Below are 11,767 nucleotides of genomic sequence, written 5' to 3'. Positions count from 1 at the left end.
GCCGCGCGGTCTCACGCTGCGCCGCCTCACTGCGGGCGACGCGGTGCGCGAGGGCGCCCGTGCCTGAGGGCGACACCGTCCATCGCACCGCCCGCCGCCTCGACGCGGTGCTCGCGGGCGCGACCGTGACGCGGTTCGAGCTGCGGGTGCCGCAGGTGGCCACCGTCGACCTCACCGGCGAGGTCGTGCGAGGAGTCGTCGCGCGCGGCAAGCATCTGCTTCACCGCATCGGCGAGGTCACACTGCACTCGCACCTGAAGATGGAGGGCGAGTGGCACGTGTACCGCCGCGGCGAGCGCTGGCGGGCGCCCGCCTTCCGGGCGCGAGCCCTCGTCGGCGCGACGGCACCCGAGGGCGCCGAGTGGGAGACGGTCGGCTTCGACCTCGCCGAGATCACCGTGGTGCCCACGCGTGACGAAGAGAAGCTGGTCGGCTACCTCGGCCCCGACCCGCTGTCCGATGACTGGGATCCCACCGAAGCGGCGCGACGCCTGGCCGCCGACACCCGGCCGGTGCACGTCGCGCTGCAGGACCAGCGCAACGTCGCCGGATTCGGCAACGAGTACGCAAGCGAGATCCTGTTCGTCCGAGGCATCCTTCCGACCACTCCGGCGAGCGAGACGGACACCCCGGCCATCGTGGATCTCGGAGCCCGCATGATCCGCGCCAACCGCGACCGCTCCGGCCGCACCTTCACCGGCGATGCCCGCCCGGGTCGATCCACGTGGGTCTACCGGCGCGAGGGCCGGCCGTGCCGCCGGTGCAGCGCCCTCATCCGAGGCGGTGCGCTCGGAGCCGACCCGACGCGCGAGCGCATCGTGTTCTGGTGCCCGTCCTGCCAGCAGTGACTATGGCACGCGTTCATCACGATCGCGCAACGGACGATCTGTCGGTCACGACCGCGGCATCCCTCGTCGCCCTGCCATGCCCACGCCGAAACACCGCGTTTTCCTGCCCGTTACACCGGGCCGGACGATCTGTCGCACCAGACCGCAGCAGACCGCGGATCGTCCGGTTCGGCGGTCGATGCGTTGCCCGCGGATGCCGTCGCGATATTGAATACCTCACACACTCGACCGCGCACCGCCGCGCGGCCCCGCGACCAGGAGGGCGTCACCAGGTGACCACTGCGACCGAGGCGGACCCGACCGCCGCGACCACGGCCACGGACTCGCGCGGAGCCGTCGTGCTCGCGGGGATCACGAAGTACTACGGCGACCAGGTCGCCGTCGACGACCTGTCGCTGACCGTCGAACCGGGCGAGTTCATCTCGCTGCTCGGACCCTCGGGCTGCGGCAAGACGACCACGCTCCGCATGATCGCCGGTTTCGAGCAGCCGGATGCCGGAGACATCCGCATCTCGGGGCGCGCGGTGCGCGGTGTGCCGCCGTACCGCCGTGACGTCAACACGGTGTTCCAGGCATACGCGCTGTTCCCGCACCTCTCGGTGGCCGAGAACGTCGCCTACGGGCTCCAGCAGCGACGCACGCCCAAGTCCGAGGTCCGCGAGCGCGTGTCGCAGGCGCTCGACCTCGTGCAGATGCGACGGTTCGGCGATCGCAGGCCCACGCAGCTCTCGGGCGGCCAGCAGCAGCGAATCGCGCTCGCGCGTGCGTTGGTGAACCGGCCCGCGGTGCTCCTCCTCGACGAGCCGCTCGGCGCCCTCGACCGGCAGCTGCGCGAAGAGATGCAGCTCGAGCTGAAGCTGCTGCAGTCCCGCCTCGGCATCACGTTCGTCTTCGTCACGCACGACCAGGGCGAAGCGCTGTCGATGAGTGACCGCATCGCCATCATGCGCGCCGGACGCATCGAGCAGCTCGCCGACGCCGACACCGTCTACGCGCGCCCCGCGTCGGCGTACGTAGCGGCGTTCGTGGGTCAGCAGAACTTCTTCCGGGGTCCTGTCTCCGAGGCCGGGGCGGCGATCACCTCGACCCACGCCCTCGTGCGCGCCGCGTCCCCGGTGCTCGCGACCGCGAACCTCGGCGAGGCCGCGGTTCGTCCGGAGTACATCCGCATCGAGCAGGACCCTTCGACAGGCTCAGGGACCGCGGGCGGAAGCATCTCCGATGCCAACGTCGCGCGCGGCGCGCTGATCGGGGTGTCGCACCTGGGCGACACGATGCAGTATCTCGTCCAGCTGGGCGACGACCAGAGCCTCATCGTGCGGCGCCCGGCGCCCGATGCGCCCGCGCTCACCGTGGGCGACCGCGTGGTGTGCACGTGGGCCGCCCGTCACGTCCTGCTGTTCCCCGCCGACGATGCCGCGCAGGAGGGCGGCTACATCGCCCCGCCGACCACCTGAGCCGACACGCGGAACGTCCCGCGGGCCGCAGCCGCGGCATCCCGAACCACCTGCCGGCCGAGCCGGCCCCACAGCACAGGCGCCGCGCCGGCTCCGACCCGAACCAGGAGACACCGATGAACGAGTCCCGCAACCCCCTTCGGATCCTCGCCCCTGAGGCCGCCGCTCCCCTCATCGTTCGCGAGGTCTCGCGCCGACGCTTCCTCAGTTTCGCCGCGCTCGCCGGCGGCGCCACGGTGCTCGCCGCGTGCGCACCGGGAGGCGGCTCGTCGCCCGCCCCGCAGGCCACCGGCGGCGATCTCGAGGGCAGCCTCTCGGTGTACACGTGGGGCGACTACGACTCCCCCGACGTCGTGTCGGGCTTCACCGACGAACTCGGCCCCAGGGTCACCCTCGACTCGTACTCGTCCAACGAGGAGCTCATCGCCAAGCTCGTCGCCGCGAAGGGCACGTCAGGCTACGACATCGTCGTGCCCACCGGCGTCTTCATCCCGCAGATGATCGAGAACGGCCTGCTCGAGAAGTTCAACAAAGACCTGCTGCCGAACATGTCGAACATGGACCCGGCCTTCCTCGGCCGCTCGTGGGATCCGTCCAACGACTACTCGGTCTGCAAGGCGTGGGGCACCACGGGCTTCGTGTACGACAAGACGGTCATCACGCGCGAGCTCGCGACGTGGGCCGACTTCTTCGACGCCGCACAGAACGAGGCCAGCGGGAAGACCTCGATGTCGGACGACCCCGCGGGCATCATCGGCGCATACTTCTGGGCCAACGACATGGACTGGAACACCGAGGATCCCGACGAGCTCGAGGCATGCCGCCAGTACCTCGTCGAGACGATCGCGCCCCACATCTCGGCCTTCGACTCGTACCCGGGCACGAACGCCATTCCCCAGGGTACGCAGGTGCTCATGCAGTCGTGGAACGGCGACGCCCGTCTGGGTCTCATGGAGTCGAGCGAGCCCGAGCGCTGGCAGTGGGTGCTGCCGGGCCCCGTGACCGAGCTGTGGATGGACAATTGGGCGATCGCCGCCGGGGCCCCGCACCCCGAGGCCGCGCACGCGTTCATCAACTACTCGATGGCGCCCGAGAGCCTCATGCTGAACCTCGACTACATCGGGTACAACGTGGGCGGCGAAGACATGGAGCAGGCGGCAGTCGACGCCGGCATCGCTCTGCCCGAGTTCATCTTCTTCACCGCCGAGCAGCTCGAGACGATGCACGAGCAGGAGCTCAACGACTCGCAGACGACGCGCGTGGAGATCTGGAACGAGATGAAGGCCGCCGCCGGTGCGTAAGCGCTCGGCAGGAGCCGCGCTGGCCGTTCCGGCCTGGGCGTGGCTCCTGCTGTTCTTCGTCGCGCCCGTGGCGATGGTGGTGTGGTTCAGCTTCGGGTACAAACCGGGCGTGTTCGGCACGCACGCCAACGACATCCTCTCGTTCGACCGCTACGTCGAGGCCTTCTCCCCGACGTTCTTCGCCACCTTCCAGAACACGCTGTGGGTGGGCGTCATCGGCACCGTGCTCTGCTTCCTCATCGGCGCGCCGGTCGCGTACTGGATGGCGTTCAAGGTCAAGCCGCAGCGGCGCGGCCTGCTCATCGCTGTCGTACTCGTGCCGTTCTGGACGAACTTCCTCGTCCGCACGATCGGGTGGCAGGTCATCATCGCCCCGGAGGGGTGGCTGTCGTGGCTGCTGCAGTCGATCGGCGTCCTGGACGGACCCCTCGACCTGCTGTACACACGCACCGCCGTCATCGTCGGCGTCGTCTACAACTACCTGCCGCTCATGATCCTCCCGCTGTTCGTCGCGTTCGACCGCGTCGGACCGGCGCTGCGCGAGGCCTCGAAGGACCTCGGCGCCGGCAAGGTCACGACGTTCTTCCGCGTGACGCTGCCGCTGTCGCGGCCCGGCATCATTGCGGGCGTGCTGCTGGTGTTCATCCCGCTGATGGGCGACTACATCACGGCGACAGTGCTCGGCGGCGCGAGGGGCAACATGGTCGGCCAGCTCGTCGCGAGCCAGTTCCAGACGGCGCAGAACTGGGCGCTCGGCTCGGCGATGGCGGTGCTGCTGATGCTCGTGATCATGCTCACGATCGGCGTAGCGGCCGTGATCGTCTGGTTGGTCGCCCTGCCGTTGCGCGCACGCAATCGGCTGGTGCTCGGCCCGGCCGTAGAGAAGCAGACGACGGATGCCGCGGCCCCGGCCCGTGTGGAGGTGATGACATGACCCAGCAGACGGAGACCCAGACCCTTCTGCAGTCGCGCGAAGGCGCGGCCGCGCCGCGCGCTCCTCACCGCCGCGCACACCGGTCGTGGTCCGACGTCGCGTTCGGCGTGTGGGGAGTGCTCGTCATTCTCTTCCTCTTCCTGCCGATCATCGTGATCGTCATCTACTCGTTCAACACCGGACGCCTCCTCGTGTCGTGGGACGGGTTCGGGCTCGACGCGTTCGCCACGATTCTCGAGAAGCCGGCGATCCAGAGCGCCGTGCGCGTCTCGCTCATCACCGCGTTCATCGCGGCGATCATCGCGACGGTGCTCGGCACGCTCGCCGGCATCGCGATGGCGCGGTACCCGGGCAAGTGGGTGTGGTGGTTCCTCGGGCTCCTCCTGCTGGTGTCGGTGACGCCTGAGATCGTGGACGCCGTCGCTCTCCTTCCGTGGTTCGTGATCCTCGGCCAGGACGCCGGCATCGCGATGTTCAACGACGGCATCGTGCGCCTCTCGATCGGCTCGTCGCTGTTCGCCACCGCCGTGGTGTCGTACATCGTGCGCGCCCGGCTCGTGGGTCAGGACGCCAACCTGGAAGAGGCATCCGCCGATCTCTACGCGAAGCCGATCACGACGTTCCGGCGCGTGACCCTCGCCCTCGCGATGCCGGCGGTGCTCGCGGGTTTCCTGCTGGCGTTCACGCTGAGCCTCGACAACACCATCGTCGCCGCGTTCGTGCAGGTGTCGGGCACGACGCCGTGGCCGGTGTACGTCCTGAGCGCGGTGCGCTCGGGCCTGCGCCCCGAGATCGCCGCCGTCTCGACGATCATGCTGCTGCTGACCCTCGTGGCCCTCGCGCTCGTGGCGCTCGTGCTCAAGCGCGCGGGCGACTCCGCGACGCAGATCGCCCGCACCATGACCGGCGGCTGACCCCGCCCATCGACCGTGAGACTTCTCCTGACGGCCGAAACCGCGGTGCCACCCGAAGTCTCGGCAGCCAGGTGCAGTCTCAGCGAAAGGAAGCGATGACCCACGCCGACCTCGTCTTCACCGGAGGACCCGTCTTCACCGCGAACACCGTGCGCTCGCGCGCGGGCTCGGTCGCCGTGAAGGACGGACGCATCGTCGCCGTCTCGCCCCGAGACCTGAGCGAGCTCGTCGGGCCGTCGACCGAGGTCGTCGACCTGCGGGGACGGATGCTGATCCCCGGTTTCCAGGATGCCCATGTGCATCCCGTGTGGGGTGGCCTCGACATGCTGCGCTGCGATCTCGCCGAGTACGCCAGAGCCGACGAATACCTCGCTGCGATCGCACGCTACGTCGACGCGCACCCCGACGACGAATGGATCCTCGGCGGCGGCTGGCAGATGTCGGCGTTCCCGGGCGGCACGCCGACCGCAGCCGCGCTCGACCGCGTCACAGGCGACCGGCCGGCGTTCTTCCCGAACCGCGACGGCCACGGCGCGTGGGTGAACTCCGCCGCGCTGCGGCTCGCCGGGATCGACCGCGACACCCCGGACCCGGCAGACGGTCGCATCCAGCGCGACGCCGAGGGCACGCCCTCCGGCACGCTGCACGAGGGTGCGATGAGCCTCGTCAATCGCCTGCTGCCCGAAGAGCCGCTCGAGCGCCTCACCGAGGCGCTGCTCGTGGGTCAGCGCCACCTCCACTCGTTCGGCATCACGGCGTGGCAGGACGCGATCGTCGGCTCGTACGGGGATGCCGGAGACCCAGCGCCCGCATACCTCAGGGCCGCCGCCGACGGCACATTGACGGCACGCGTGGTCGGGGCGATCTGGTGGGACCGCACGGCGGGCCTCGAGCAGATCCCCTCGATCCTCGAGCGCCGCGACCGCTATCGTGGCGGGCGCTTCGCCGCGACGTCCGTCAAGGTCATGCAGGACGGCGTCGCCGAGAACTTCACGGCGTCGATGCTCGAGCCGTACTGCGACGGACACGGCCACTTCACCGACAACTCGGGCATCTCGTTCGTCGCGCCCGAGATCCTCGACGAGGCGGTGCAGATCCTCGACGACGAGGGCTTCCAGGTGCATTTCCACGCGATCGGCGACCGCGCCGTCCGCGAGTGCCTCGACGCCGTCGAGCACGCGATCGCCCGCAACGGCCGCGGCGACAACCGCCACCACATCGCGCACATCCAGGTCGTGCACCCGGAGGATGTGCCGCGGTTCCGTGCGCTCGGCGTCGCGGCGAACATGCAGTCGCTGTGGGCGACATACGAGCCGCAGATGGTCGAGCTGACGCTTCCCTTCCTCGGGTCGCCGCGCGATGCCCGGCAGTACCCCTTCGGCGATCTGCTGCGCGCCGGCGCGGTGCTCGCGGCGGGCAGCGACTGGTCGGTCTCGACGCCCGATCCGATGGCCGCGATCCACACCGCGGTCAACCGCACGGCTGCTCCCGGACACGAGGAGGGCGAGTACGACGCGTTCCTCCCCGAGCAGGCGATCGACCTCGCCACCTCGATGACCGCATACACGGCAGGCTCCGCGTGGGTGAACCACCTCGACGACAGCACCGGCACGATCGAGGTCGGCAAGTACGCCGACCTCGCGGTGCTCGACCGCGACCCGTTCGCCGGTCCCGCCGATGCGATCGGCGCCACCCGCGTGCTGCAGACGTTCGTCGAGGGCGAGCGCGTCTACGCCGCGAGGGATGCCTGAGCCCGCGCCCGGCGCGCGGTTCTAGGCTGTTGCGGGTGACCCGGCTCCTGCTTCTCATCGACTTCCAGCGCGACTACTTCCCCGGTGGACGGCACCCGCTCGTCGACCCGGACGCCGCGGCCGATGCCGCCGCGCGGTTGATCGCGGGATTCCGCGCCGCTCACGAGCGGGTCGTGCACGTGCAGCACGTGTGGGATGCCCCGGATGCCGCGTTCTTCGCGCCCGGCACGCCCGGGGTCGAGATCGACCACCGGGTGGCGCCGATCGGCGAGGAGCCGGTGATCGTCAAGGCGCGCCCCAACGCGTTCCTCGGCACGGGCCTGGAGGCGCTCCTGCGCGCGGACGACCCGGACGAGGTCGTGGTCGCCGGGATGATGTCGAGCATGTGCGTGGATGCGACCGTGCGCGCGGCATCCGATCTCGGCTTCTCGGTCGCGGTCGCGCACGACGCGTGCGCCGCACCCGACCTCGAGTTCGCGGGCTCGGTGGTGCCTGGCGCACAGGTGCACGCCGCGTTCATGGCCGCGCTCGGCAGCTACGCGCGGGTCGCGGATGCCGATGCGCTCGTCGCCGCCGGCTGACGGGCCGAGCCGAACCCACGCGCGCCTCGCACTCGGTTCATGACTCAGGCGATCCGCACTTCCGGCGACCGCACCGCGCGGATTCACCGGTTTCTGCCTGAGTTGCGAGCGGCCATGGGGCCACCCGCGCCCGACAGGGTGTCCGGGAGCCGCGCCAACTTCCGACAGGACCGGATGCCGCGACCGGCGCCTGCGCGGGAGGATGGACGAAACCTACGCAACGGAGTTGATACCCCTTGGGCACGACCGTCTTCGAACGACAGCGGCCGGCAGCATCCGTCGTCGACCATGCCCTTGCGGGCACCGCGCACTCGGTGTTCTGGCGCGACGACCTCCCCGAATCCCTGACCCCCGACCGCGCGCCGCTGGCCGGTACGCACCGGGCCGATCTCGTCGTGATCGGCGGCGGCTACACCGGCCTGTGGACGGCGCTGCTGGCGACCGAGCGCGATCCCGACGCGAAGGTCGTGGTCGTCGAGGCGCAGCGCGTCGGCTGGGCGGCGTCGGGCCGCAACGGCGGATTCTGCGAGGCGAGTCTCACGCACGGCGACGAGAACGGGCAGGCGCGGTGGCCGCGTGAGATGCCGACACTCAAGCGGCTCGGCCTCGAGAATCTCGACGCGATCGAGGCCACCGAGGCCCGCCACGGCATGGACTTCGAGTTCGAGCGCACCGGACAGCTGGCGCCCGCGATCGAACCGCACCAGATCGAGTGGCTGAAGGAGTGGGCGGCCGAGGGCGAGGAGGGCGTGGTCTATCTCGATCGCGCCGAGGCTCAGGCATCCGTCGCCTCCCCGACGTACCTCGCGGCGGTGTGGGAGCAGCGCACGTGCGCGCTGGTCCACCCGGCGCGGATGGCGGCCGAGCTCGCGCGCGTGTGCGAGCAGCGAGGGGTCGAGATCTTCGAGCGCTCGCACGTGACGGGGCTCGACACGTCAGGCCCCGGGGTCACGGTCGCGACCGCGAACGGGCGGGTCGAGGCATCCCGTGCCGTTCTGGCGACGAATGCCTTCCCGTCGCTGCTCAAGCGCAATCGCCTGATGACCGTGCCGGTGTACGACTACGTGCTCATGACCGAGCCGCTCACCGACGAGCAGCTCGCGGCGATCGGATGGCAGGACCGGCAGGGAATCGGCGACATGGCGAACCAGTTCCACTACTACCGGCTGAGCCGCGACAACCGCATCCTGTTCGGCGGGTACGACGCGATCTACCACTACGGCCGCAAGGTGAAGCCCGAGTACGAGAACCGGCCCGAGACGTGGCGAACGCTCGCGAGCCACTTCTTCACGACGTTCCCGCAGCTGGAGGGGCTGCGGTTCACGCACCAGTGGGCCGGCGCCATCGATACGTCGACGCAGTTCACGGCGTTCTTCGGCACCGCGCGCGAACGCCGCGTCGCCTACACCGCGGGCTTCACGGGACTCGGCGTGGGCTCGACGCGGTTCGCCGCCGGCGTCATGCTCGATCTGCTCGACGGAGTCTCGAACGAGCGCACCGAGCTCGAGATGGTGCGCAGGAAGCCGCTGCCCTTCCCGCCCGAGCCGGCCGCCTCGATCGGAATCAACGCCACACGGTGGTCGCTCGACCGCGCCGACCACAACCGCGGCCGGCGCAACCTGCTGCTGAAGACCCTCGACGCGCTCGGCCTGGGGTTCGACTCGTGAGCGGATTCATTGCGGGCCTCGCGCCCGGGACCGTGGCGGATGCCGCGACCCTGGCGCTCCCGCATGAGCCGGTGTCCGCCGAGCAGACGGTGGCCGGGGCTCCGAGCACCGGGTACGTCGAGCTCACCGACACGATCGGGGTGTGGGAGATGTCGCCGGGCGCGATGCGCGACGTCGAGGCCGACGAGGTGTTCGTCGTGCTGTCGGGCGCGGCGACGGTGTCATTCGACGAGCCGCCGCTTGCGCCCATCGAGCTGCAGCGCGGCTCGGTGGTGCGCCTCACGGCCGGAATGCAGACGGTGTGGACGGTGCGCGAGACCTTGCGCAAGCTCTACGTCGCGGGCTGACCCGGCCCCACCCGCCCCGCATGGACCGGAGCCGGATGAGAGGATGTCGCGGTGCGAGCTGTCGTGTACGACGCCATCGGGGCCGCCCCCGAGGTCCGTGACGTCCCGACCCCGACTGCGCCGGAGAGCGGGGTCGTGGTGCGCGTGCACGCGACCGGGCTGTGCCGCAGCGACTGGCACGCGTGGGCGGGGCACGACGAGATCGCACTCCCGCATGTGCCGGGCCACGAGCTCGCCGGCGTCATCGTCGAGGTGGGCGCGGGCGTGGAGAAGTGGGCCGTCGGCGATCGCGTGACCGTGCCGTTCGTGTGCGGCTGCGGGACGTGCGAGTGGTGCCTGCGCGGCGAAGCGCAGGTGTGCCCGGACCAGCAGCAGCCCGGCTTCACGCACTGGGGCTCGTTCGCCGAGTACGTCGCGCTGCACGCGGCCGATACGAACCTCGTCGCGATCCCCGAGCCGGTGAGCTTCGAGGCGGCCGCGAGCCTCGGATGCCGCTTCGCGACCGCGTACCGGGGCCTGGTGGGGCGTGCGCGGCTCGCGCCCGGCGAGTGGGTCGCGGTGGTGGGCGTCGGAGGCGTGGGGCTCAGCGCCGTCATGATCGCCAAAGCGCTGGGTGCCCACGTGGTCGCGGTCGACCGCAATCCCGGCGCCCTCGACGCCGCCCGGTCGCTCGGCGCCGATCACGTGCTCGAGGCCGACGGCCGCGACATCCCCGGCGCCGTGCATGACCTCACGGCGGATGGCGCGCACGTCGCCGTCGACGCGGTGGGCGGCGAGCAGACGTGCGCGGATGCGATCCACAGCCTCCGCCGCCGTGGCCGGCACGTGCAGATCGGGCTCCTGCCCCCCGTCTCGGGTCACCCTCGCGTGCCGATGGCGCGCGTGATCGCGTGGGAGCTCGACGTGCTCGGCAGCCACGGCATGGCCGCCGTCGACTACCCCGGGATGCTCGCGCTCATCGAGAGCGGCGCCCTCCGCCCCGAGCGCCTCGTCGAGCGGATCATCGACCTCGACGAGGCGGCGCGGATGCTGCCGACCTTCGACCGCGCGGCACCTGCGGGGATGACGATGATCGACCCGCAACGCACGTGACCCTCGCGTCGGCGGAGGGGCGCTGCACTTCGCCGCATCCGCCGTACGGTGCGATGTCTCGGATGCCGGAAGCTGCCGCGCACCGCGTCGCAAACTGCGCGCATGCCAGCACGCACAGCGACCGCCAGCACCTGCAGCCGCCGCTCGACTCCGCTCGACTCCGATGGGCCGCGCGCCTTCGCACGGAGCGCGCTGCACCTTCCAGCGGGCGCTGCGCCGCGCGAACGCAGCGGATGCTGCGAACTGCGGCGCCGTTCGTCGCGAACTGCGGCGCATGCCATCGAGAGCAGCAGGTGCCGGAAGCTCTGGCGCCCGGCTGCTGGACCCCAGCGACTCAGCGGCCGGCCGACCGCCTCACGAGCAGGGCGAGGTGCAGAGCGGTCTGGGTCTCGCCGTCGTCCAGGTCGGCGCCGAGCAGGTCCTCGATGACCGCGATGCGCTGGTAGAACACCGAACGGGAGAGATGGGATGCCGAGGCCGCCGCCGTGCGATTGCCCGGATGGGCGAGCATGGCCTCGAGCACGTCGAGCAGATCACCCGAACGCGAGAGGTCGTGCGCGATGAGCGGGGCGAGCATGCGTTCGCCGTGCTCGAGCACGCGGTGGTCGTCGCGCAGCGCGGTCACCAGCTGCACGAGTGGGCGGTTCTCGGAGCGCCGCAGATGCGGGCCGCGCCCTGATCGCCTCTGGCGCCCCCGCGCGAGCCCGACCGCCTCGTGCAGCGAGGTGAGCGCTTCCTCGATGCCCTCGGCGCGGCGTCCGACCGACACCGTGATCCGGTCGACGTCCGCGGGGTCGACCAGAGCGCGGGCGAACGCGAACGCGTCGTCGTCGCCGAACACCGTCTCGCCCGGCAGCGAGAGAAGCATCGCAGCC

The 11,767-nt window shown here is 70.8% G+C and carries 11 protein-coding genes; 10 read left to right on the top strand and 1 reads right to left on the bottom strand.

Annotated elements, in window-relative coordinates; translation table 11 throughout:
- The first annotated feature begins 59 nt into the window (after nt 1-59).
- The 10 genes from EIO58_RS06290 (at nt 60) to EIO58_RS06245 (ending at nt 10,892) form a co-directional block, all read left to right on the top strand.
- Entirely contained in the window at nt 60-848 is a 789-nt protein-coding gene (locus EIO58_RS06290; protein WP_127818795.1) for a DNA-formamidopyrimidine glycosylase family protein, read from the top strand.
- A gap of 272 nt (nt 849-1,120) precedes the next feature.
- Nucleotides 1,121-2,305, top strand: coding sequence for an ABC transporter ATP-binding protein (locus tag EIO58_RS06285; protein ID WP_127818794.1), 1,185 nt, complete (start codon nt 1,121-1,123; stop codon nt 2,303-2,305).
- Between the two features lie 116 nt (nt 2,306-2,421).
- Nucleotides 2,422-3,606 carry an ABC transporter substrate-binding protein gene (locus EIO58_RS06280; protein WP_127818793.1) on the top strand — a complete coding sequence of 395 codons (1,185 nt, stop codon included), beginning with the start codon at nt 2,422-2,424 and terminating at the stop codon, nt 3,604-3,606.
- Entirely contained in the window at nt 3,599-4,540 is a 942-nt protein-coding gene (locus EIO58_RS06275; protein ID WP_127818792.1) for an ABC transporter permease, read from the top strand. Before EIO58_RS06280 ends, EIO58_RS06275 begins: the two co-directional genes overlap by 8 nt.
- Nucleotides 4,537-5,454 (top strand): ABC transporter permease, encoded by a 918-nt coding sequence (locus EIO58_RS06270; protein ID WP_205789159.1) that lies wholly within the window; start codon nt 4,537-4,539, stop codon nt 5,452-5,454. The genes EIO58_RS06275 and EIO58_RS06270 overlap by 4 nt, the downstream gene beginning before the upstream one ends.
- Before the next feature lie 95 nt (nt 5,455-5,549).
- Nucleotides 5,550-7,205, top strand: a complete 1,656-nt coding sequence (locus EIO58_RS06265) for an amidohydrolase (protein ID WP_127818791.1) — start codon at nt 5,550-5,552, stop codon at nt 7,203-7,205.
- A 35-nt stretch (nt 7,206-7,240) separates the two neighbouring features.
- Nucleotides 7,241-7,786 (top strand): cysteine hydrolase family protein, encoded by a 546-nt coding sequence (locus tag EIO58_RS06260; protein WP_127818790.1) that lies wholly within the window; start codon nt 7,241-7,243, stop codon nt 7,784-7,786.
- Between the two features lie 236 nt (nt 7,787-8,022).
- Entirely contained in the window at nt 8,023-9,453 is a 1,431-nt protein-coding gene (locus EIO58_RS06255) for an NAD(P)/FAD-dependent oxidoreductase (RefSeq protein WP_127818789.1), read from the top strand.
- Nucleotides 9,450-9,800 carry a cupin domain-containing protein gene (locus EIO58_RS06250; RefSeq protein ID WP_240658608.1) on the top strand — a complete coding sequence of 117 codons (351 nt, stop codon included), beginning with the start codon at nt 9,450-9,452 and terminating at the stop codon, nt 9,798-9,800. Before EIO58_RS06255 ends, EIO58_RS06250 begins: the two co-directional genes overlap by 4 nt.
- Before the next feature lie 51 nt (nt 9,801-9,851).
- Nucleotides 9,852-10,892, top strand: coding sequence for a zinc-dependent alcohol dehydrogenase family protein (locus tag EIO58_RS06245; RefSeq protein WP_127818788.1), 1,041 nt, complete (start codon nt 9,852-9,854; stop codon nt 10,890-10,892).
- A gap of 334 nt (nt 10,893-11,226) precedes the next feature.
- Here EIO58_RS06245 and EIO58_RS06240 read toward each other — a convergent pair.
- The coding region (locus tag EIO58_RS06240; RefSeq protein ID WP_164861554.1) for a PucR family transcriptional regulator at nt 11,227-11,767 on the bottom strand (541 nt) is incomplete at its 5' end.

Source organism: Microbacterium sp. CPCC 204701 (assembly GCF_004010105.1).
Lineage (GTDB): Bacteria > Actinomycetota > Actinomycetes > Actinomycetales > Microbacteriaceae > Microbacterium.
This window is presented reverse-complemented; position numbering and strand designations above follow the sequence as displayed.

Excerpts from the sequence above, each read along its gene's own strand:
- EIO58_RS06280 (WP_127818793.1), top strand. The coding sequence starts at position 2,422 with ATGAACGAGTCCCGCAACCCCCTTCGGATCCTCGCCCCTGAGGCCGCC.
- EIO58_RS06270 (WP_205789159.1), top strand. The coding sequence starts at position 4,537 with ATGACCCAGCAGACGGAGACCCAGACCCTTCTGCAGTCGCGCGAAGGC.
- EIO58_RS06265 (WP_127818791.1), top strand. The coding sequence starts at position 5,550 with ATGACCCACGCCGACCTCGTCTTCACCGGAGGACCCGTCTTCACCGCG.